The sequence below is a fragment of the Brevibacillus brevis genome (assembly GCF_900637055.1).
Lineage (GTDB): Bacteria > Bacillota > Bacilli > Brevibacillales > Brevibacillaceae > Brevibacillus > Brevibacillus brevis.
Genome location: NZ_LR134338.1, coordinates 2,890,312 through 2,912,221, shown reverse-complemented (window position 1 = coordinate 2,912,221; position 21,910 = coordinate 2,890,312). Strand labels below are relative to the sequence as shown.

At 46.3% G+C, this 21,910-nt stretch carries 18 protein-coding genes and 2 pseudogenes; 7 read left to right on the top strand and 13 right to left on the bottom strand.

What is annotated here, in order from left to right; translation table 11 throughout:
• Nucleotides 1-28: 28 nt before the first annotated feature.
• Nucleotides 29-1,312 carry a glycoside hydrolase family 18 protein gene (locus EL268_RS14140; RefSeq protein ID WP_106655442.1) on the bottom strand — a complete coding sequence of 428 codons (1,284 nt, stop codon included), beginning with the start codon at nt 1,310-1,312 and terminating at the stop codon, nt 29-31.
• Nucleotides 1,313-1,376: 64 nt separating this feature from the next.
• Entirely contained in the window at nt 1,377-1,694 is a 318-nt protein-coding gene (locus tag EL268_RS14135; RefSeq protein WP_232030438.1) for a thioredoxin family protein, read from the bottom strand.
• A 211-nt stretch (nt 1,695-1,905) separates the two neighbouring features.
• Here EL268_RS14135 and EL268_RS14130 point away from each other — a divergent pair, with 211 nt between their 5' ends.
• Together EL268_RS14130 and EL268_RS14125 are read left to right on the top strand one after the other, a co-directional pair.
• Nucleotides 1,906-3,204, top strand: coding sequence for a DUF6080 domain-containing protein (locus EL268_RS14130; protein WP_106655444.1), 1,299 nt, complete (start codon nt 1,906-1,908; stop codon nt 3,202-3,204).
• Between the two features lie 47 nt (nt 3,205-3,251).
• Nucleotides 3,252-3,404, top strand: a pseudogene (locus tag EL268_RS14125) (LysE family transporter); the annotation flags it as partial.
• Nucleotides 3,405-3,617: 213 nt separating this feature from the next.
• Here the strand turns inward: EL268_RS14125 and EL268_RS14120 are convergent.
• On the bottom strand, nt 3,618-4,508 hold the full coding sequence (locus EL268_RS14120) for an NAD(P)-dependent oxidoreductase (RefSeq protein ID WP_106655445.1): 891 nt from the start codon (nt 4,506-4,508) through the stop codon (nt 3,618-3,620).
• Between the two features lie 26 nt (nt 4,509-4,534).
• A complete protein-coding gene (locus tag EL268_RS14115) occupies nt 4,535-6,007 on the bottom strand; it encodes an aldehyde dehydrogenase family protein (protein ID WP_106655446.1) in 1,473 nt (490 codons plus the stop codon).
• 102 nt (nt 6,008-6,109) lie between these two features.
• Here EL268_RS14115 and EL268_RS14110 point away from each other — a divergent pair, with 102 nt between their 5' ends.
• Nucleotides 6,110-8,233, top strand: coding sequence for a helix-turn-helix domain-containing protein (locus EL268_RS14110; protein ID WP_106655447.1), 2,124 nt, complete (start codon nt 6,110-6,112; stop codon nt 8,231-8,233).
• Between the two features lie 336 nt (nt 8,234-8,569).
• Nucleotides 8,570-9,727 (top strand): GNAT family N-acetyltransferase, encoded by a 1,158-nt coding sequence (locus EL268_RS14105; protein WP_106655448.1) that lies wholly within the window; start codon nt 8,570-8,572, stop codon nt 9,725-9,727.
• A gap of 55 nt (nt 9,728-9,782) precedes the next feature.
• Here the strand turns inward: EL268_RS14105 and EL268_RS33320 are convergent.
• Both EL268_RS33320 and EL268_RS33315 read right to left on the bottom strand, forming a co-directional pair.
• Nucleotides 9,783-10,373, bottom strand: a pseudogene (locus tag EL268_RS33320) (phosphotransferase enzyme family protein); the annotation flags it as partial.
• A 35-nt stretch (nt 10,374-10,408) separates the two neighbouring features.
• Entirely contained in the window at nt 10,409-10,714 is a 306-nt protein-coding gene (locus EL268_RS33315) for a hypothetical protein (protein WP_232030436.1), read from the bottom strand.
• A 134-nt stretch (nt 10,715-10,848) separates the two neighbouring features.
• Between EL268_RS33315 and EL268_RS14095 the strand changes: the two genes are divergently transcribed.
• Nucleotides 10,849-11,586 (top strand): MerR family transcriptional regulator, encoded by a 738-nt coding sequence (locus tag EL268_RS14095; RefSeq protein ID WP_106655449.1) that lies wholly within the window; start codon nt 10,849-10,851, stop codon nt 11,584-11,586.
• An 82-nt stretch (nt 11,587-11,668) separates the two neighbouring features.
• On the opposite strand, the gene EL268_RS14090 is transcribed toward EL268_RS14095, so the two are convergent.
• From EL268_RS14090 to EL268_RS14080, 3 genes are all read right to left on the bottom strand, one after another.
• A complete protein-coding gene (locus EL268_RS14090) occupies nt 11,669-12,688 on the bottom strand; it encodes a serine hydrolase domain-containing protein (RefSeq protein WP_106655450.1) in 1,020 nt (339 codons plus the stop codon).
• Complete coding sequence (locus EL268_RS14085; protein ID WP_232030434.1) at nt 12,646-13,539, bottom strand: MerR family transcriptional regulator; 894 nt, start codon at nt 13,537-13,539, stop codon at nt 12,646-12,648. Before EL268_RS14085 ends, EL268_RS14090 begins: the two co-directional genes overlap by 43 nt.
• A 164-nt stretch (nt 13,540-13,703) precedes the next feature.
• The gene (locus EL268_RS14080) at nt 13,704-15,164 is read right to left on the bottom strand and encodes an Msr family ABC-F type ribosomal protection protein (RefSeq protein WP_106655451.1); all 1,461 of its coding nucleotides are present in this window, start codon (nt 15,162-15,164) and stop codon (nt 13,704-13,706) included.
• 593 nt (nt 15,165-15,757) lie between these two features.
• Here EL268_RS14080 and EL268_RS14075 point away from each other — a divergent pair.
• Together EL268_RS14075 and EL268_RS14070 are read left to right on the top strand one after the other, a co-directional pair.
• Nucleotides 15,758-17,269, top strand: coding sequence for an MFS transporter (locus EL268_RS14075; RefSeq protein WP_106655452.1), 1,512 nt, complete (start codon nt 15,758-15,760; stop codon nt 17,267-17,269).
• 106 nt (nt 17,270-17,375) lie between these two features.
• Nucleotides 17,376-17,741: a winged helix-turn-helix transcriptional regulator gene (locus tag EL268_RS14070; RefSeq protein ID WP_106655453.1), complete on the top strand. Its 366-nt coding sequence runs from the start codon at nt 17,376-17,378 to the stop codon at nt 17,739-17,741.
• Nucleotides 17,742-17,808: 67 nt separating this feature from the next.
• Here the strand turns inward: EL268_RS14070 and EL268_RS14065 are convergent, their stop codons facing one another.
• From EL268_RS14065 to EL268_RS14050, 4 genes are all read right to left on the bottom strand, one after another.
• A complete protein-coding gene (locus EL268_RS14065; RefSeq protein ID WP_106655454.1) occupies nt 17,809-18,372 on the bottom strand; it encodes an NAD(P)H-dependent oxidoreductase in 564 nt (187 codons plus the stop codon).
• A 177-nt stretch (nt 18,373-18,549) separates the two neighbouring features.
• Nucleotides 18,550-19,026, bottom strand: a complete 477-nt coding sequence (locus tag EL268_RS14060) for a GNAT family N-acetyltransferase (RefSeq protein ID WP_232030432.1) — start codon at nt 19,024-19,026, stop codon at nt 18,550-18,552.
• Between the two features lie 23 nt (nt 19,027-19,049).
• The gene (locus EL268_RS14055) at nt 19,050-20,558 is read right to left on the bottom strand and encodes a fatty acid--CoA ligase family protein (protein ID WP_106655456.1); all 1,509 of its coding nucleotides are present in this window, start codon (nt 20,556-20,558) and stop codon (nt 19,050-19,052) included.
• A 63-nt stretch (nt 20,559-20,621) separates the two neighbouring features.
• Entirely contained in the window at nt 20,622-21,881 is a 1,260-nt protein-coding gene (locus tag EL268_RS14050) for an MFS transporter (RefSeq protein WP_106655457.1), read from the bottom strand.
• Nucleotides 21,882-21,910: the final 29 nt, after the last annotated feature.

Below are 21,910 nucleotides of genomic sequence, written 5' to 3'. Positions count from 1 at the left end.
AACCCGCGATGGAATGTACGCCAGATGACTATGCACGCTTACGGACGCGAAAGTTCTCCTCGATCAACAGCCAATTTTGCGGAAATGGCAAACCGAGTTTCCAGTAGCTGACACCTCTCAAACCAAGCTGTTTAACCAGATTGAACTTCGCTTGGATCGACCGCGCATCCTCAAACCACACCTGATGTTGCCTGCCTTGATCATCGGTGTACGTAAAAAACGGAGCTTGTGCGCGATAGTCATAGCGGATGACTGCATTATGCCGGGAAGCCAGGGCAATCGCTGCCTGTGGACTCAATGCACGCGCTGTCGTCCCTCTCTCATAGGGCAAGGTCCAGTCGTATCCGTACAGATTTTGACCCATCAAAATTTTTTCGGCTGGCATCTCGGTAATCGCATACTGCAAAACACGTCGTACCGGACCAATCGGGGAAACTGCCATAGGTGGACCGCCACTATAGCCCCATTCATATGTCATGATCACGACAAAATCGGCAATGGCACCGATCGCCTTGTAATCATGGGCGGTATACCATTTGCCTGCCTGCTCAGCACTTGTCTTCGGTGCCAGCGCAACAGACATCATCAGTCCTGCTGCATGGATACGGTCTCTCGCTTTTCGCAAGAAGTTGGCATACGCTTCTGCACCGGTTGTGGGTAATGCTTCCAAGTCAAAATGAATATCTCCCATTCCCAGCTCTCGTGCTGTCTGAAGAATATTGTTCAACAAGGTATTCTGAAGCTCTGGATTGTTGAGGATGAGCTCGCCCAATTCCGTGCTGAACTGCTCTCTTTCCAGATTCGTAATGACCATCATGAGCAGAACCTGGTTTTCTCTTGCGATTTGTGGAAAATTGTTCAATGTCGGTCGCACGAGGGTACCATCCCGTCTGATACGAAAGCTGAACGGAGCCAAATATGTCAGATGCGGTGCAGCCGTGCGAACATCGGCTTCCATAGCTGGTGTGACGGTGCGTCTCGGTTCCACATAAGCATTGAAATCAGCTGCACGCCGCGGACGGGGCGGGATGTAAAGGCGTTGCCCGACTTGAAGCGGTCTGTATTGCGGAATCCTATTGATTCGGGCAAGCTCTGCCGCGCTGATCTGATAACGCTGACCGATGGTATACAACGTATCTCCTTGCTTAACCCAATAGTAGCTTCCCACAATCGGAATCACCATCGCCTGTCCAGTTACCAGCTTATTAGGATCAGGCAGTTCATTTGCCTCCGTTATCGCCTCAGGTGTGGTTCCATACGTCTCGGCGATGCTCGCTAAGGTTTGTCCTTCTTCCACCACGTGGATTTGCATACGCCCCCTCCTTCGCATTTCTTCTCTCTTTGTCATATTCATGGCGAAGGAAATAGGTGTATGTCTAGGCCAGAGGTTTTAGAACATCGTATAAAAATCCAACGGACTGGATGGCATAATGACGTTCCAACAATTCATTTCTGTGAAAAATAAGCAAGGCGGGAACGCTGGTCACTTGCCATTGTTCTGCCAATGCTGGCGCCGTATTAATGTTGATCTGATACAGAGGAACGGTAGACAATGTTTCTTGTATGATACCGAGCATACGTGCTGCGAGCTTGCAGGTCCCACACATCGGTGTATAGATAAAAAGAGCGACCGACTCCTTTTCTTGCAGGTATTGGATCAATTCTGTTGAGGTTAGTTCTTGCAAGTCGTTCACTCCTTTCGATCACATCAGACATGATCTTTCATGCTAGACCCACTGTTTGGAGCTGTCAACAGCACGATACACATGCTCTCGAAAAAGTTGACAGCTTCTCTTAAATGTTAAATTTTGGTGCAATATTAATTTATTTTTGTATAATATAGCTAAAATTCGTTTAGATAATCATGCTTCAAAAAATCAATTTTACGTTGAATGGTGGATTGGTATGAGTTTTTTCAGCTATTTGTTTCATGATCGAAAAGATAATGTCAGAGCGTTTATTCTGTTTGCCTGTTTTTTCGCCTTCTATTTGTCGATGAATGTGCCTTTTCTTACTTATATGAATCAAAACATCGCCGTTCTGGCTCCGATCAGCCCTTTCTACGGCGTGCCGTTTACGCTTAATCTGTTTAATTTTGATCCGACGCTGTACTATAACTATACTAACCCAACGGTGATCCATCCGTTTATTCATTTTCTTTCAATTCCTTTGGCTTATTTATCGAAATTTTTCACGGAAAACTTCTTCTTCGCGGTGGTTCAAGCGATCATGAACGCGCTCGGTGTTGCCATGGTTTACTACTACCTGCGCAAGGGATGTAAAAGCTTCTATACCCCATTGCTTTTTGCTGTGTTTTTCGGGACGGCCTCTTATCAAATTTTCACGGCCATGATTCCCGATTCTTATCCGTATGCGCAGTTCGTCATTCTTTTATCCGTACTTTACACCCAGTACAGCCGTGCGGAAAAGAAATTGGCTTCGTGGCCGAACGCTTCGTTTGCCCTCGTCAACTTCGGTGTTACTTCGACGAACTTCATTCCATTTATGAGCGTTTTGGCCGTCAATCTGTTTCATACAGAAAAGAAGAGCATTTTTTTGAAGCTGGTGCGGATTGCGCTCGTATTTCTCTTATTAATCATTAGCTTCACGATTTTGCAGCATGTTCTGTTCGGGCAATCCTGGTTTTCGACCTGGTACAAATCGATTCATGCCGGAGGGTTCATCTACACGGCTCCGTTCTCGTTCGGCGAGCACTGGAAGGCTCTGTATATGCTCGTTATCAGTCCTGTACTGACTCCGGACATTGCACTTATCGACCCAAAACCGGGGATGGTCGCGTTCGCTACGAACCTAACGTTGCCGTATCCATGGTATGTGCATGTCATCGGCTTGACGCTGATCACTCTTGCTGTACTCGGTTTCATCAAAGGGATTCGCACGCAAGAAGCCTGGTCGCTCGCCGCCTATATCGGGTTTGCTTTCGTGCTCCACATTGTAATAGGGTTCGGTCTGGCCACGTTCCGGTATGATTTGTACCTGTATGCCGGACATTACTTCTTCGCCTTTTTCCTGCTCGCCGCCCGGTTCATCATGCAGCTGAGTCACATGAAAGTAAAGAAGGCATTGCTTGGTATCATCTTATTGTTCGTCATCGTGACGCTGGGGAACAATGTCGTGAAGCACTTCGAAGCTTTGCATGTGATTGAGCGGTCTTATGCGCATATGAACAAAACGAGTGAGTAAATGCTTGGGGACGAGCAGATGTTTCATGAAAATAGAGGTTGTAGACTTACCTCATTTCCCGTACGATTTCACAAGGTCGCAGAGCTGGAGTCATCTCCCTTCTTGGTGTCATACTTGGATTCGTGATTTACATGATCGCAACCATGCTCGGTCTCTCGGCTCTTTTCATAACGGTTCCGTTTGTTTACGAATCTGTCAAGTGAGTCGGAGCTGTCTACCTGCTCTGGCTCGCTTGGAATGCGGTCAAACCAGGTGCAGCGTTGGCTAATGGCAAGTGTCTTGACAGGCCTTGCTGCGAGTCTTGCTTTTGATCGCAGATAGTGATACATACTTACATTGAACAGCAGCCTACACAAAAAAGTAGACTACAAGCAATCGTTGCTGTAGTCTACTTTCTCTTTCAAACTCAACGCTTAACGCGCAATCGTTGTATGAGCCAGCTCCTCCGTCACGGTACAGACCGCACTCGAATCCCAGCTACCTTTCCCTTGCGCTTTCGCTGCCTCATACATTTGCGCAACCGTGCCTCCAACGAGAACAGGCACTTGCTGTTCACGTGCGGTTTGCGCATAGAGCTGTAAATCTTTGTGCATATGATCCAAGGAAAAGACCGTATTTTCATATGTACCATACAAGATGTTAGGCCCAAAAACGGAGAGTACACGATTGTGGGCAGATCCTTTGTCCATGACGGCTGCCAGCTTGTGAGGATCGACGCCAGCTTTTGCCCCGACACTAAACGCCTCACCCAACGCTGCTGTGATGACTGCAACGACAGAGTTGTGACAAAGCTTCGCCACTTGTGCGGAGCCGGATTCCCCCAGATAAAAAATTTCCTTTCCAATTGCCCTGAGATAGTCCATGATTTCTGGAAGCTTTGCCTCCTCACCGCCGACCATAATCGTCAACGTTCCAGCAGCAGAACCCGCAGGTCCTCCACTCACCGGACAATCGTAGTAGTAGATCCCCTTTTCTACGCCGTGCTGATTCAGTCGTTTGGCTGTAGCAGGGTCGATCGTACTTGTATCAAATACGAAACTGCCTGCTTCTAATGATAAGAAAAGTCCGTCCGCACCCAGCATGACTTCCTCAACAATCGCAGGACCTGGAAGCGAAGTGAAAACGACACGTGCTACGCTACCCACTGCCTGTGGAGACTCGACGACCGTCGCTCCTTTTTCCTTCGCCCAGGTTTTTGCTGCCGGACTTGGATCATAGGCATACACGTGGTAGCCTTTTTGCAAGAGATTGCAGACCATCCCTTTCCCCATTGCACCAATGCCGATAACACCAATCGCTTCCATCTTCGCTCCTCCTGCTTTCCTTATACTTAAGGCCGAATGTAAACTGTTTTTGTCTCGACGTAAAAGTCGAGCGCAGACTCCCCTTGCTCTCTCGGACCCAATCCAGATATCTTTTTGCCACCAAACGGAAACTGTGATTCAAAATGAGTCGACGGCATATTGACATGTGTGACGCCTGATTGAATGCCTTTGACAAATTGGAAAGCTTTTTGCAAATCGTTTGTAAAAATCGTGGAGGACAAGCCGAATTCCACCTGGTTAGCCACTTGCATCGCATGTTCGAAAGAATCCACATCGATCACGGCGATCACAGGGCCAAAAATTTCTTCGTTGGCAATCGTCATCTCCTGCGTTATGCCAGTAAACACTGTCGGTGCGACGAAGTAGCCCTGGGCGAGATCACCTTCTAGCAGGCGCTTACCCCCGCATTCCAGTACGCCCCCTTCTTCGATCCCCTTTTGTACATAGTGAAGATACAAATTGAGCTGATGCTCGTCCACTACTGGTCCGTTATGATTCTCTGGATTGAATCCATCCCCAATTTTCAAGCTCTTCGCTCGCTCGATCAGTTTTGCTTTTACCTGTTCGGCTACTTCGGGAACGACCAATACGCGACTGGTCCCCGTACAACGTTGCCCATTATCGAAGAATCCGCTCAGTACGATGGAATCAATGGCGAGGTCAATATCGGCGTCCGCGAGTATGATTGCCGGATTTTTCCCGCCCATCTCCGCCTGAATCTTGCCTCCTCTGGCTCCAACTGCTCTCCCCAAGGCAAGTCCCACTTCAGAAGAACCTGTAAAGGAAATGCCCTTGACCAGCGGATGATTCGCCAATTCATCACCGATTACCGCACCCGGTCCTGTTACCAAATTCACTACGCCACTCGGAACGCCGCTTTCAATCAGGAGTTCTACCAGCTTTACGCTAATCAAGGAGGTGTTACTCGCCGGCTTGAACACAACTGTATTGCCTGCGAGGATGGCAGGGACGATCTTCCACAAGCCAATCCCCAACGGAAAATTCCATGGGGCAATAATCGCGAAAACCCCGATTGGCTCTCGCACCGTGTAACCAATTACCCGTTCATCAAAGGAAGGCACTGTTTGACCTGTCAAGCGAGTAGCTTCCCCGGTTAACTGCTTCATGGAGGTGATTGTCTTGGCGACCTCGCCTCTCGCTTCCCGCAATGTTTTTCCTACTTCACGGGTGATGGTTTCTGCGAGCTCTTCTTTGTGTTTTTCCAATAAGTGAATGAGGGAGAACAAGAATTCTCCACGTGCGGGAGCTGATTTTTGCGACCATTCACCAAAAGCATTGGCAGCAGCTTCAATGGCAGAACGCGCATCCAGCCCGTCCGATTTTTGAAAATAACCGAGAACCTCATTCGTATTGGCAGGGTTCGTGCTAGGGAAAACCTGTCCAGTATGGCTCGTTACCCAAGCTCCATTGATGTAGTTATTGTAGGTTGCTGTCAAATCGTCTCCCACCTTCCGCATCTTATACGAGTATTGTATATAGTAAAAATTATGAATACAATGTATATACAGACACTTATTTCCAACTAGTAATGTGTATTTCTCTACATGGAGGACACGTGGATGAATTCATTTTCGCTCCTGCTTGAAAAGCTGCATGAATGGTTTGGCAATCAGCCTTTTTCGATCTGGTTCCAATTTTCGCGTGATCGACATTTTCGGCTTATTTTCTCTTCTTTTCATGAAAACGCTACCATGATTACGTCCCCTACGACAGTGCCTCTCTGTGACAACGGTGCTAGCCACATGCGTTATGAATATGCCCAACAGATGTACCGTTTTTTCTACGAAAACGAAGGACAAGCGGTTATTTGCCTTTCAAATCAAGCAAAACAACCGGTCATCCTTACCTCTGACCAATGGGAACTACTGTGGTTCGGCATTCGCCTGTTGTTGGCAGAAGAAAAAATGACAGCCAAAGCGGAGGAAAGCAAGAAACTCTTTGAAGGGATTCGCTCCATATCTGCTACCCTCGACGTTCACCAAATCATCCGTGGCATCATTGGTAACGCACTGGCTGTTATCCCGGCTGCAGACGCAGGACTCCTGCACTTGTATGATCCCACTATCGACCGATTGATTCCGAAAGCGACCGTCGGTTTTCATGATACGGTGTTCAAGGATCTCAAAATGCGGGTGGGAGAATCCATCGCAGGCAAAGTGTTTGAAGACGGAATCCCACGTATGTACAAAACCAGCCAAGAAACAAACCATGCGATGAAGGACATCTCCGCTGACAATTTTCACTCCCTGAACCACGCAAAAACATTGCGAGACTTGAATGGGTTGTTATGCGTTCCGATATCACGTGAAGAAAAGCGTATCGGCGTACTTGTCCTGCATCAGTTTCATCAAGAAAATGTGTTTACTGAGTACGACCTCGACCTCCTCCAAGGCTTCGCAGACCAAACTTCCATCGCCCTGCAGAATGCCGAGCTCTATGCAAAAGTCAAGAAAGCGTATGAACATATGGCTGCCATTAGCGCCGAACTGCAAGCCAAGCATGATGATTTGATACAACGCAACCATATCCATGAATCCATCAAGCAGTTGTCCTTGCAAAATAAAGGGGCGGAAACAATCGTAAAAACCCTCGGCAAAATGACAGGCCATTCCATTTATTTCGCCGATTGGCTTGAGCAGAAAATGTATCCTGAAGAAAGTGTTTCATTTTTTAGCTGGGATGAACTGTATACATTGCTGAACAAAAGAAGACAGCCTGTTTCTGTCAGCTTGTTCTCTCCCGCTTCTGGTAACGATCAACTGTTCTGTTTGTATCCACTAATCAATGGAAGCATCTTTCTCGGATGTCTCATGATTCCCTTAGACGAACGCGGGCTATCTGATCTCGCACGTATGACGGTCGAACAAGGGAGTGCTGTGCTCATACTCGATTTGGTGAAAAAGCAATCGATCAGCTCCGTGCTGTACAAGCGAGCACACGATCTTTTTCAAGAGCTGATCGCAAGCAAAGGAAATGAACTGTTTGACCGCGCCCGTTCGATGGGGTTGCAGCCGCAAGCAAAATACTACGTGGTTTATGCCCATCTGACGCAGTGCCACGACCTGGCATTGCTAGAAGCAAACATTCACCGGCTCATTACCCGTTGGAAATGGGAGTTCAATAAAACACAGATGTTCGTCTACGGATTCCATAATCACGTCACCCTCCTCATCCGGTCTCTCGGCTCCCGAGATGGCAAGGACATCCGTGAGAGGCTGCAACAGGCGTCCTACGAGTGGGAACTTGGCAAGGAAGCATCTTTGTCGATTGGCGTGGGAACTATGGCAAGCGGGATTGAGCAAATCAGCAAAAGCTACGAAGAAGCCAAGAAAGCCGCTCACTATTTGACCAACCGCAGCCGTTCTGGTGTGGTTCACTATAAAGACCTGGGTGTCAATCGCCTCATGTTGAACCAGAGTCAGGCCGATATTGATGCATTCATTCAAGATGTCTTTGCCCCTTTCTGGCAAGACCCGGAAAAATATCAGGAATGGGAACAGACGATCATGACTTATATGAAATGCAGTCAATCCCCTCAACTGACCGCCAAAGAGCTGCACATTCACGTCAATACGCTGTATCAGCGATTGCGCAAAGTTGAGGAGCTTCTTCACATCGATCTACGAAATCCGGAAGACTTGCTGAAATTACAGCTTGCTTGTCATTTGCGCCAGGAAGGATAACTCGAAAAAGGCAGGAGTAGCTTCGGACAGGAACAAGCCCTGGGCTACCACTGCCTTTTTTGTCTGCAAAGTGTTTTTTCGTGTGTTCGATCTGTTGTTTACCATAATTAATTTATGTAAATCAAACAATTGTGTATTTTTTCCTTGTAAAAATTGGATCATCATCCATAATGAACATGGGGGCATCAGAGGCTAATCACATCAGAGTTCGCGCCCTACTACAGGTAAAGGAGTGATGATGTTTTGGATTCGCAAAAACAAATGGAAAAGCATATGAGAGGTTCCAAACGATAATTTCATCCCCTCTCTCATATGCTGTGGGAGGAAATGAACGAAATGTTTGCTCAAAAAATGGTTCAGGGAACGGAACTCACAACCGATTGCTTCCATAGCGCGACCAATCTGTTTGAAGCGTTGAAGCATCATGTATCCATCAAAGGGGTCATTGCAGGTGTTATTCCTGGTAGAGTATTCCTGTCAAATGATGCAAGATCAGCCTTGTTGACAAGCCCCCAAGGTATTTTTCTAGGAGGCAGTGTTGATAATCCCCTCTTTTTTGAAGAAGTGAATACCTTAATCAAAGAGGAGATATTACCGCAGCTCGCTGCTGATGAACAGCTTGACTACGTCCTGTTTTATCCTACTGATAAGAAGTGGTATGACATTCTCGATATCGTAATGAAAGATGTATATCCCATGAGAAGCGGACGAATGATCTTTACTCACCATTTACAGGATCTGTCCTCTCCTGCTTGCGACCATCTTGTCCCGATAGACAGCACTTTGTTGAAGCGTAAAGAATTGGTAGGGCTTGAAGATGTTATCGATGAAATACAAGAGAACTGGCCATCCATAGAAGCCTATGAAAACAAAGGCTTCGGTTGTGCCGCGATTCAAGAAACCGATGAGGCGCCGACCATTATTAGCTGGTGCATGACGGACTGGGTAGTAGAAGACGAATGTGAATTGGGTATAGAAACCCATGAAGAGTATCGGGGGCTCGGATGGGCTCGAAAGACAGCATGGGGTGCTCTCTCTCTCGCTAAACAGCGCGGAATCAAAAGAGTGGGATGGCAGTGCTGGTCAAATAATATAGGATCGCAGCGAACAGCCTTGTCTGTCGGTTTCGAGCTGCTCGCGGATTTCCCGGTTCTGTTCGGATGGAACCTTCCGTTAAACAATTTCCTTGTCAATGGCAACCACTATATGCGTGGCGATTTGAATTATGGCGTGGAAAAAGACTACGCCCGCGCAGCATGGAGTTATGCCCAAGCACTCGATAAAGGCTGGGATTGGGATGGAGATCCGGCCTTGTATTGGAATGCTGCATGCTTATTCTATCTGAGTGGCGAAGAAGACCGCGCAAAGGATTACTACAAAAAGGCTATCGAGCATGGCTGGATAAGCATTCACCACCCCCATTATCATGATTATGTGTACAGAGAACAGGACAGCGAGCAGATCGCTCGTATTCTTGCTGAATCACTACTATAATGGAAAAGGCCGCCGTTTGATCGGCGGCTTTTTGGTGAGCTCATCCATTTTCCCTCTACTTCTCTGCCTTTGAATGAAAAAGAAATGGTGTGCCGTTCAAGTAGTTTTTGATCATAGCGATCGCATAAGGCTGTTCTGCTTTTAGCCCCTCGATTTCCCTGGGGTCAGAAGCATGATGACTATAATTTTCAATCATGACCATCACTGTGAAGCTCTCTAGTGTGGGGAGCCAGTCCCCTTCTAGTTTCCGCAAACTCTCGTAGCCTTTTATGACTAGCTCTCTTTGGGCAGGATATAAACCCAAAATGGTATGGGCGATATCATAAAGATAGTAACTAAACCCACATCTTCCAAAATCAATCGGTCGAGGGTCTCCCTTGTGAAAAACGATGTTACCTTGGTGCAAATCGCCGTGAATGATTCCATAGTGACTGCTATTCTGATCCAATTTGGCAAGACAAGTGAGTATTTTATCCGCCGCCAATTGATATAGCTCGAATTCTTCGTCTGTCAGAAATCGTTGGTAATGCTCCTTCAAATGAGTCATGGACTGCTTGAAGCTATCCTCTCCCCAGATCGGACGCGCAAATTCAGGGGTCAATCGGAAATCCTGGGATACTGTATGAAGCTTTGCTAACAGAACGCCCTCTTTGTAAACTTGGTCTTCCGAAAGCTCTTCATCTACATGCTCCCCTTCGACCCAATTATACCCGTTGGAATCGCTACCTCTATTTTTTCATGCAAATAGCTCAGCCAAGCAAGCTCGGAATCAATTTCCTTTCTGTTCTTGTTTCCATGAATGCGGAGTAAATAGCTACCATCCTTCTCTGTTTCTATCACAAACGTGCAAGTGTCGGACAGTTGATTGAAACGAAGCTGGTCCCCTTCTAAGTCGTATTCGTGCATCGCCTTTTGTGCGATTTGCTGCAACTGGGCCACTACCTTTTCGATGTCATCTTCAGAATCCAACTGAAATAACCTCGTCATGCGAATCCCCCTATCCAATATATGGATCATATGCTTACATTCGTTTGATTTCGGACTTACTCCTCTTTTCATATTTTTCACTTGACTCCAACCTAAGGTCAGACTGCAAACTCAATTTCAGGAGGTGAATCGCCATGTTGTATACCGTTAACGAGGTAGCCAAACTGTCCGGTACCACAATCAAGACACTGTACCATTATCAAAAGATTGGTTTGCTGATGCCCGAAATCGTAACAGAAAATGGATACCGCTATTACGGTGAGAATGAACTCAAGCGGTTACAACAAATCTTGTTTTATCGTGAGCTTGATTTTTCGTTGGACAGCATTAAAGCTGCACTTGATCACGAACCAGACAGACTTCGTTGCTTATGTGAGCAGCAAGCGATGTTAAAGGCACGCAAGCTTCGATTGGAGCGCATCTTGAATACTCTTGAAGAAACGATTCAACACGAAAGGAAGCGAGGAAATATGTCCACTGAGAACATGTTTGATGGATTGAACGAGGAAGAATGGAAGCAGGCATTCACTCAACAAAATGAGCATTTGCAGGAAGCGTACGATTTTCAATTGGATACGGAGAATCTGAACGCGGCTTCCATGAATGAAAAAGCTGCCGAAGCGACTGCTTTCATGACGTTTATGGCAGAGGCGTTGAAAAACAACAAAAGTGTCGATGATGAAGCAGTGGTTGCTGCGATCGAAAACCATCTTGCTTTTTTACAACAAGATCATCCGATCGATGCGAAAGCTTTTGCCGAGCAGTCAAGATTTTTCCTATCAGATGAGTTCCACCGCGCTATGTTGGAAGAACAGCAAACAGGATTAAGCTACTACATTTGCATTGCTGCCGAAAATTACGCTTCCAAGTAAAGTGTAGTTAAACGAGCGTTTAACAGTGAAACCGGGTGAGCTGCAACTCCCCGGTTCCTTGTTCCAATTCCTATCTGATGCCTTAGACTACCGCCCCGATAATATGCTCCTTGATCAGCGTCCATCGATCACGAGGATTCGGCATAAATTCAGATGCAATGGCTACGACGAGGTTTTTTTCTGGGATGCAACAGATAACATTACCGCCATCGCCTATTGCAGCATATGCAAAAACACCGTCCACTTCACGTAACCACCATAGATACCCGTATTGATTGGGATTCATCGCGGTTGATTCATCTATCCAAGTCTTTGGAATGATCTGATGATTGTCCCAACTGCCACGATTCAGGTAGAGCAAACCAACACGCGCCATGTCACGAGGGGTTAACGTGAGCCCCCACCCTCCTGTGGAGTTGTTATTTGGATCTTTTACCCATCCTCTCACATCTTTACCGAATAAATCTTCAAACGCGAACGCCTTCATTTCATAATCAGGAATATCTTTCATGCCGATGGGTGTAAACAAGCGTTCGTTAGCGAATTCTCGGGCACTTTTTCCTGTGCTGCGTGTGAGGATGGCTGAAAGCAGATGCGCCCCAGCGGTCGAATATTTAAATGTTCCAATCTGTCCCTTTTGCCCGAGCATATCCAGGGTATATTTTACCCAATCGGACTGCATGCACATTCTATCCAGTGGTTCATGCCAGTCCTCAAAAGAATACGGGGCCGTCATCGTGAGAAGATGGCGTATGGTGATTTCTTGTTTTTGCGAATCTGTAGAATCGGGCGCATAGTCGGGGAAAAAATCCAGCACCTTTTGATCGACATTTTTGATATACCGTTCCTCTATGGCAATACCAATGAGGGCAGATAGTATACTTTTCGTTACGGAGGCTACATGGTGCCTGTCTTCCGGTCCATAGCCATGATAGTATCTTTCATGGACGATATAACCATTTCTCACAACAACCATTCCGTTTATATTGCTGTACGCGTCTATTATGATAGAGTCTAGCTCTGCTAGTTTTTCAGCGTCTATGTTCAAGCTGGCCGGGTCTACTGCTTGCCATTGTGTAGTCGGCATATTGCTTCTTTGCATGATAATTCCCTCCTCGATAAGAGAATGTCATTTTTTCTGACTGGAAAATACACCTCCGTAACAAGCTCCTCGGGAACGCTGATTTGATCGAGTGAGGTTACATAGACTTCGTAGGGTGATCTCACCAGTTCATAGCCTTCATTTTCTACCCATTCCCTCAGCCTAGCATATACCGATGTCAATTCAGAATAAGGGCCCTTACATAAAGACTTCGCACAAAGACCTCCAGGCAGATCTCTTGTTCCCTTTACAGCCTCCGCGACCGGGAGTGCAAACTCGGTATCGTTACCGGCGGGATTGAACTCAGGGCTGTGATAAATCGTCATCGGCGTTCCGAGCAAGGTGAGCTTTTCAGTCGCAATCCTTTCATACAGCTTACTAAAATACTTTCCATATCCTGTTGCATAATCATCACTCGTCATCATGTGACGTATAGAAAGAATATGGATTGGCTGGGTCTCCACAAGCTGTACTTCTATATTGTCAAGGTATGACATCATGGGGATACCCTGCTCGATTATGGAAAGATCATGGTCAAGTTGTTTTATGGTATAGTCCAAAGCGTTTCGTTTTTCATACATCTCCCTTTGCTTGCGAAGAAGGGCGGAAACAAGCTTCTCCTCCGACTGATCTTCTTCCCATTCCAGAATGGCTTTTATTTCGTCCAGCGAAAAATAATACGATTTCAAACGGTTGATGAAGAGCATCTTTTTTAGTTGCTGGATGGAATAATACCGATAACCATTTTCCGAAGTAATCTCGTCCGGATTCATTAAACCTATTTCGGCATAATAGCGAAGCGTTTTGGTAGACACTCCGCAGATTTTTGAGAATTCTCCGATTGATAGCAAAGGCTCCCCTCCATTGTTCATTCCGTATCGATATTCTACTTATACCCCTTCCCCTAAGGGCAAAGTCAACGGCAATTATGAAAGCTTAGCTTGCTTCATCAAAAAATAAAACGATACTGCGTGAGATGCAGTATCGCTGTTTGAACAAAACACGTCAGATTTCGTTACGCCTTCCGAATGATTTTCTTATCCACAATGGTATAGACCATATCGGCTACGTTCTCCAGCAAGCGGACATCATGCGAGATGAAAATGATCGTACCCGCATAGCTTTTCATCAACTTTTCTAACGCTTCCACTGTCGGAAGGTCGAGAAAATTACTTGGTTCATCCATGAGCAAGATGTTGTATCTCCCCAACAACATCTTAGCAAGCTGTAATTTCATGATCTCGCCACCACTGAGCGCAGTCAGCTCTTTGCGTACATCCTGATGAGAAAAGCCCATAGAGGCCAGTACAGCACGAATTTCGGAAACCTGGTAATCGCAGCTTTCGAGCATGAACTCCATCACACCCTGATTGCGGTCGAACTTGTATCCATCCTGAGGTAGGTAGCCGATTTCGGCTTTAGGTGACAAGCTAATGCCATCTTCTCGATCCATGATCATTTTCATGAGGGTTGTTTTGCCTGTTCCATTCCCACCGATGATGCCAATCTTAGCCCCCAACGGAAACTGGAAGGAAGCCTGCTCGAATATGACTTTGTCCCCGAGCTGCTTGCATATATCCTTCCCCGTGATTGGATATGGATTGTGGAGCTCCAGTGCTTTACTCTGGCGAAACTGAATGGTACGAATTGTTTCAGGAGGTTTCACTTCTCCAAGTGCTTCGATTCTCTGCTCCATATTTTTCGCCGCATTGTGGAGCTTTTTCTGCTTGCTGCCCACCGTTTTTTGATGGCTCAAACGTCCACCGCTCTCCGAACTGTTTTTTCTTGAAGCTCCCTTCGCCTTCTGATCCAGCTTCCGCGCCTGATCTTTTTTTTCGGCGATGGCTTTCTCAAGACGGTCTCGTTCCGCTGTAAACTGCTTATATTGTTCAGCTTGGCGTTGCCGTTCCTCTTCCTTTTGAGCCACGTATTCGGAGTAGCCGCCCCAATACTCGGTTATCTTCCCCTCTTTCAACTCCCAAATCTTATCGACGACTTTATCCAGGAAATAGCGGTCATGACTGATCATGAGCATAGCGCCATTGAAATACTTCAGCTGGTTGATAAGCAGACCTACGCCCTCACGATCCAGGTGACTCGTCGGTTCATCAGCAAAAATACCATGTACCTCTCCGGAAAGGGCCTGCGCGATCTTTAGACGCGTTTCTTCTCCGCCGCTCCTATGCTCTTGTAATCGGTCCACTCCCAGCTTGCCCATTACCGCATAATCCTTTACCTCTTGTTCTACCGCATCCTCCAGCTGTGGGATGTAGGCAAAATTCCCTTCCCGTACTACTTTGCCAGACGGTAATGGCATCTCACCGAGCAGCACTTTTAACAACGTACTCTTTCCTGCCCCGTTTGCTCCTACTAAACCAATTCGGTCATATTCATAAATCTCTATTTCGTCAATGTCTAAGACTTCACGTCCCATATATTCCACATAAATATCTCTTGCCTTCAACAATACATTCATCATCGTGCCCTCCTTGGAAATCGCAGTTCTTTTGTTCGCAGGTTTGCCTGCGATTTTAGGAGAGCGGATTATATAAAGAAGTACCAATGCATATATATCGTTCGCATGGTTTTCAGTCCTTTTCGTTTTTTCTACGTTTCGAATAAAGGGATGCAGCATACGTTACGCTTGATTTTTTGGCAATAAAAAATACAGATCCCAGTCCACATTACGGGCCTAGATCTGCATGATCACGTTAGGAGCTCGCAGCGATAGAAAGGTACGGCAAAATAAGCCTTCCCAATCGCAGTCTATGTCCCCATCCGTAAAAATAAGCAGCTCAAAAAAAGCCCACAATTGTGGTGGATAACAAATCCGCTTTTTTATTGCCAGCTTATCGAATACGCACGGAATGTAACATAGATAACGAGCCTCCTCATTCATAATTAGCTTGGATGATAACATTGACTACGCTTTTTTGTCAAATTCAGAAACGATGTAAAGTTTGATTTACAACTGTACTTTCCCTATTTCTTGGCAACGAATGCACAAATAATAGTCTTATAGCGAAGTTTGCTAGATGAATAGAAAAAAGAGATAGGAGTTCGCTTTTTATGTCACAATCCGATAAACGTAATCGCTTCATTATCCTTGCTATGGCACTGGGCTTACTGATGTCTTCCCTCGACAATACCATCACCTCGGCGGCCATTAGTCACATTATTAAAGATATTGGCGGCTTTGAAAGCATGAGCTGGGTTTTCACCTCGTACGTACTTGCCGCGACCAGTACGATGCTCATCTTCGGGAAAATGTCCGATCTTTTTGGACGCAAATTATTTTACTTACTTGGCATTACGATTTTTCTCATTGGATCGGCACTTTGTGGCGTTGCCCAAAGCATCGAACAGCTGATTGCTTTCCGTGCCCTTCAAGGAATTGGCTCAGGGGCCCTCTTTCCTATTACTTTCACAATCCTATTTACGCTATCCTCTGATCCGAAATATACAGCACGAATCTCCGGCGTGTTTGCCGGTATCTTTGGGCTCTCTTCTATCGCCGGACCTCAAGTCGGGACTTTGCTCTCTGATTATTTGGGGTGGCGTTGGTGCTTTTATGTCAATGTTCCAATCGGTTTGCTGTCTCTCTTAACTCTTCTGTTTTCCCTGAAAGAATCCCGTTCTCATACAAAGCCAAAGATTGACTATTGGGGTACCGTTACATTAATCGTCGCCTGTATAGCTGTCATGCTGGCGCTTGAATGGGGAGGAAAAGCATATGAGTGGTCTTCGTGGCAAATCATCTCACTGTTTGTACTGGCAGGAATAGTGGGGCTCGCTTTTATCCTAGTAGAACGTCATGCACAGGAACCGATCCTACCCTTCCAAATTTTTCAAAGCCGTATGGTGGTCGCGACTTGTATCGCCTGTCTTTCTCAAGGTGCCATCATGTTTGCTGCCATCACTTATTTGCCCATTTTCGCTGTGGCCGTGCTTGGACATCCGAACTCGAATAGTGTTTTGACCCCGTTGATGCTCTCTTTGACGGGAGGTGCCGTGGTATTCGGAATGTTGCAAACCAAATTTTCCTTTCGATCTCTCATGGCGTTCTCGATGCTCGCTTGCGTAGTAAGTTCTATTTTGCTTATGTACGTGTCAACCGGCATTTCCTTCTTTTTCTTAACACTCTTGATGATTCTGTTCGGGTTTGCTGCAATCGGGCCGTTAATGAGCATTGCACAAAACGCGATTGTGCATTCGGTCGATAAAAAATATATGGGTATTTCTTCCTCGATCGTTGGGTTTTGTCGGAACATGGGAGGCGTACTCGGTGCATCGATTACGGCTGCTGTTGTGAACCAAAATTATGCGAGTATCGTATCTACAGGGGCGTCATTGCATGGTATTTCCTCGGGGAAAGTAGAAGGTCTGCTTAACCCTGAAGTACTCATGCGCGAGCCTTTAAAAATCGAGCCAGGTATTCATTCTTTTCTGATTGATTCTCTAGGAACCGCCATCAATCATGGTTATATCGTGGGATTGGTTTTCGCCGTTATCGGCTTCTTTTCGGTACTATACGCTGGCCCCGGCAAGCTTGAGCGCCATCAAAAGAGTCTCGAATCATAAAGGTTCACAGGTTTCTTACTCTGCATCACTTTCAAAAAATGGCATATTGATGTATGGTAACATATATGCATTGTGAAACTATACTTCACAAAGGAGAGTGTGCTTTGTGCCTGAAACCTGTGTTCCAACTGGCGTGGAGCTGAAAGACACTGGCTTTGGATATACGTTGTCTTTAATAGGCGGTAAATATAAAATGATCATTTTGTATTGGCTAGCTGAAAATAAGGTGATGCGGCATAATGAGCTGAAGCGAAGTATCGGTACCATTTCCTTTAAAACGCTGAGCTTAATGTTAAAAGAGCTAGAAGCAGACGACTTGATCATCCGCAAAGAATATCCACAAGTCCCTCCAAAAGTGGAATATTCTTTATCAGAACGTGGTCTTTCTCTCATTCCCTTGTTAAATATGATGTGCGACTGGGGAGAGAAAAACAGCTTGCCCCCTCTGGAGGCTGTAAAGCAGCAGGCATAACGCTTGTTTTTAACAGGAAAAGAAGTATCTCCTAAACGAGGAAATACTTCTTTTTTCATGTAGCTCCTTACAGGCTATCAACGAATTTCAAATAATCTTGCGCGCTCTTATCTAATAGGCTACCAGTTGGCTCAAGTTCTTGACCAGGTACATTTTCCCCTGACTCAGTCTCCGTACCATAATACGCAAAGAATGAACGATAATCCGCGTGGCAGTAGCGGAAGGTTGTTTCAAAAGGGGTCAATATTTGCTCAAGTGTATACCGGTATCTCCCCTTTTCCTGATAATCCTCTTCCCTAATTCCGGCAGAAACCGCTAATGCAGCTTTTCGATTCTTTAATTTATCGCCTCCCTTTGAACCGTATGCCCACCCATATGCGAAAACGTCGTCAAGCCATTTTTTCAGGAGCGGCGGACAATTAAACCAGTAAACCGGGAACTGCAATACTAGATTCCCATGCGATTCAACCAACTGCTGTTCTTTTTCCACATCAATGTTTCCATCTGGGTATGCCTTATGCAATTCGTGTACGGTATACTTTTCTGGATATTTTTTGAGTTCTTCTACCCAACGCTTATTGATGACGGATGTTTCGATGCTTGGATGAGTGACGATTACAAGAGTTTTCAAAGTAGGTCCTCCTTGAAGGTTTGTTGTGTTATGAGTATAAAATGCTTGCTGCAAATTTGTAAGTATGCACATTTTGTTCAGTTACTTACATAAAGGTGAGTGTAAAGAACAGAAAAAAGCCTCCCCTCGACCTAAAGATTCTAGGTTTGTATTGTTGGGAGGCCCTTTGAAAATGTATTATTTGAGCTGCTTTTCCATATACAACGTGCCTTCAATCGGATTGAAACGATAGGGCTCAATTGGATAGAATTCCAACGAGCGGTAAAGCTGAATCGCTTGTTGCATCGTAGGAAGCGTATCTAATCGGATGAATGAATAGCCTCGAATTTTCGCTTCGTCCAAGATCGCCAAGGCTAATTTTTTCCCTACTCCTCTTCCCTTCCATTGAGGCTTCACGTACAATCTCTTCATTTCGCAAACTTGTTCATCTATTTTTCGTAAGGCAACACATCCTGCTGGCTGCTCGTTTTCTAACGCCAGCAAAATACAGCCGTCAGGGGGTGCGTATTCGCCCGGTATATTTTGCAATTCGGTTGCAATGTTTTGAAAGCTCAAATCAACTCCTAATGACTCTACATACTCCAAGAAAAGTTCACGTGCTTGATCGTATTCAAATTCCTCCGTTGCATGAATCAAACGCAGCAAGCCTGACACCTCACTTCCCGTCGTGCGATCGTTTAAGAGGTGCGCAACGAGCGACGCAAGATTTTCCCCGTGCTGTTTTTGGGGAGCTCCGCTACGAATTCGACGTGACGAGGAACCTTATATTTCGCCAGCTTGTCACGACAAAATGCCATGATATCCTCTTGGGAAACCGCTATTTCCTTCAATGCCACAAATGCCTTGACTGCTTCGCCATGTACTTCGTCAGGAATCCCGATCACAGCCGCCTCAATAATCGCAGGATGCTGGTAAAGCACTTCTTCTACCTCACGCGGATACACATTATAGCCGTCAACGAGAATCATGTCTTTTTTGCGGTCAACGATGTACACATATCCTTCTTCATCCATCCGAGCCATGTCTCCCGTATACAGCCAACCATCTCGGAGCGCCACGGCCGTATCCTCTGGCAACCCGAGGTACCCTATCATGACATTGGGCCCTTGTACCACCAGCTCGCCCACTTCTCCACGTGCGACTTCGTTTCCTTCGGGATCAACGACCTTGTTCTTCACAAGCGGGATATCGACGCCAACCGATCCTGGTTTTCTGGTCCCGTGCAATGGGTTAAATGTTGTAGCTGGAGCTGCCTCTGACAACCCGTATCCCTCCAGTACCTTGGCATTGTATTTCGCTTCGAACTTGTGCAGGAGCTCCACGGGCATGGATGCACCTCCCGAGCAGTATATCCGGATGGAGGAGAAATCTTCTTTTGTCGCAGTCGGCAGCTGTAGCAGATAGTTGTACATGGTCGGAACACCTGCGAAACACGTGGCTTTTTGCTCACGAATCGTTTGTAGGACGTCTGCCGGATGAAATTTTGGCACGATAATAATGGCCGCTCCCGTGCGAATCGGGCCATTCATGCACACCGTCATGCAGAAAACGTGAAACATCGGAAGTACCGCGACCATGCGATCTTCTGGCACCAGCTCGAACAACATCCCCATCGCTTCCGCATTCGAAGCCATATTTCGGTGGGAAAGCATTGCCCCTTTTGGCTGGCCAGTCGTACCTGATGTGTACAGGATTACTGCGAGGTCCTCTTCGTTTCGTTCCGGCTCCGCGTACCCTGCCTCTGACTCTTGCCCTTCTTGTACGAGCTGATCGATCGTTATTTCATTTTCAATCGATTCCGTGTAGATGAGAAGCTGCAAATCTTCTATTTGGTCCTTCATTGGGGTTAGTACCGGCTGCAACGCGGATAAGGCAATGGCTGCCTTTGCTTTGCTGTAAGATAAAATGAAGCTAATTTCGCGCGCCGTATAGATGGGGTTCATCGGAACAACAACAGCACCTACGCGGAGAATCGCATAGTAAGCGTTTACAAAATGTGGCCGATTATCCATGAGCAGGGCGACAGCATCCCCTTTTCCAATCCCGTGCCGGGCAAGTCCTGCTGCGAGATGTTCGACCTGCTGATTGAATTGTGCATACGTCGTTGTTTCTCCCATAAAGATGAAGGCTGGGCGATCCGGAAACTGTTTCGCGCTCTGCATGAGGCTTTCATTCAAATGATACATCGCACATCTACCCCCTTTTCAGAAAATTTTAACATCTAGAACCAAGCCTATAAAGTATTACTTTTAGGAAACTTGGGAGATTGGCGGCGCTGATTGACTGACATGTTCATTGCGCTTCACAAAGAGCAGGAAAAGCACGCCGCAAATGATAAAGAGCAACCCGTTGACGATCATGGCATTGCCAAAACCTGTGCCAATATCTCCGGCTGACTGAACGATAGAGCCCGTTACCAGCGGCGAGATGATCCCTGCCAATGTAACCAGACTGGACAACACGCCTACCAAAAGTCCTGTGCGTTCCGGCAACAAACTGCTGACAATGACAGAGGCAGCTGTACCAACAGAAAAAGCAAATCCTTTTCCTAGGCACAGGAGAATCAAGACAAGTACCGTAGATTGAACAAGGCTAACACCGTAAAAGCACAGTCCCCCTAAAATAATCGAAACACCGCCAACCAGAACGTATGATTTGCGATAGCTGCGGTGCTTTTTAAAGAAACGATCACCCATCGAGGAAATCAGTATGGTCATCAGTCCAGCCAAAAGACCCGTACCGGCAATCGCATAGGCCATTTCCTGATTCGTAAATTGGAAGACCTTGACGAGATAGACAGGTTCCCATACGGTTGCGAAGGTCGTCCCCCATATTTGTGCGAAATAGATTAAAAAACAGAATAGAAACGTGGATGAGAGCAAGACACCGGATATATCCGACCATTTCGCTTTAGGCAAGCTAGGAGCTTCGACTTTTGCAGGAGCTACGCTGACAATTGGTTTCTCTTTTCCAATCCACAGCCAGAGCAAGAGCCATATCAGACTGAGTGCGCCCATAAACGCCCAGGAAAATCGCCATCCATAGCTATCAATTAGCGCCACGATCACCGGTGCGGAAGCAACCGCACCGACGAAAGCACCGAAATTCACGGTTGAATAAACCAGTCCACGCTTTTCTTCGGGAAACCATTTGTTCAAATGGCTGACAACCGTTGCCCAAAATGGCCCTTCGCCTATGCCAAGCAATACCCGCGCTACGACAAGCATCGGCAAACCCGCGATCGCATAAGCGCCGAATTGGATGACTGTCCAGGACAGTGCCATGATCGCCAGCATTTTTTTCGTCCCGATGCGATCCGACAATGCCGCGCCTACAATCCCGGCAATGGAGAAAAACCAGAAAAAGCTGCTACCAACAAGTCCCCATTCTTTCTCGTTCAACGAAAATTCAGCCATAATCGGAACAGCAGAATATCCCGCAATTGTTTTGTCCGCATAATTGATCATGTATAACACAAACAACATAACCATTGTGATTCTGGCCATCATATGAATCACTCCATTTGTCTAGGAAGTAG

Bases quoted from the DNA above. Each gene is read 5' to 3' on its own strand.
- EL268_RS14115 (WP_106655446.1), bottom strand. From the start codon at position 6,007: ATGCGGAAGGTGGGAGACGATTTGACAGCAACCTACAATAACTACATC.
- EL268_RS14095 (WP_106655449.1), top strand. From the start codon at position 10,849: ATGTTGTATACCGTTAACGAGGTAGCCAAACTGTCCGGTACCACAATC.
- EL268_RS33315 (WP_232030436.1), bottom strand. From the start codon at position 10,714: ATGACGAGGTTATTTCAGTTGGATTCTGAAGATGACATCGAAAAGGTA.
- EL268_RS14075 (WP_106655452.1), top strand. From the start codon at position 15,758: ATGTCACAATCCGATAAACGTAATCGCTTCATTATCCTTGCTATGGCA.
- EL268_RS14080 (WP_106655451.1), bottom strand. From the start codon at position 15,164: ATGAATGTATTGTTGAAGGCAAGAGATATTTATGTGGAATATATGGGA.
- EL268_RS14055 (WP_106655456.1), bottom strand. From the start codon at position 20,558: ATGTATCATTTGAATGAAAGCCTCATGCAGAGCGCGAAACAGTTTCCG.
- EL268_RS14120 (WP_106655445.1), bottom strand. From the start codon at position 4,508: ATGGAAGCGATTGGTGTTATCGGCATTGGTGCAATGGGGAAAGGGATG.
- EL268_RS14130 (WP_106655444.1), top strand. From the start codon at position 1,906: ATGAGTTTTTTCAGCTATTTGTTTCATGATCGAAAAGATAATGTCAGA.
- EL268_RS14050 (WP_106655457.1), bottom strand. From the start codon at position 21,881: ATGATGGCCAGAATCACAATGGTTATGTTGTTTGTGTTATACATGATC.
- EL268_RS14090 (WP_106655450.1), bottom strand. From the start codon at position 12,688: ATGCAAAGAAGCAATATGCCGACTACACAATGGCAAGCAGTAGACCCG.
- EL268_RS14140 (WP_106655442.1), bottom strand. From the start codon at position 1,312: ATGCAAATCCACGTGGTGGAAGAAGGACAAACCTTAGCGAGCATCGCC.
- EL268_RS14105 (WP_106655448.1), top strand. From the start codon at position 8,570: ATGTTTGCTCAAAAAATGGTTCAGGGAACGGAACTCACAACCGATTGC.
- EL268_RS14110 (WP_106655447.1), top strand. From the start codon at position 6,110: ATGAATTCATTTTCGCTCCTGCTTGAAAAGCTGCATGAATGGTTTGGC.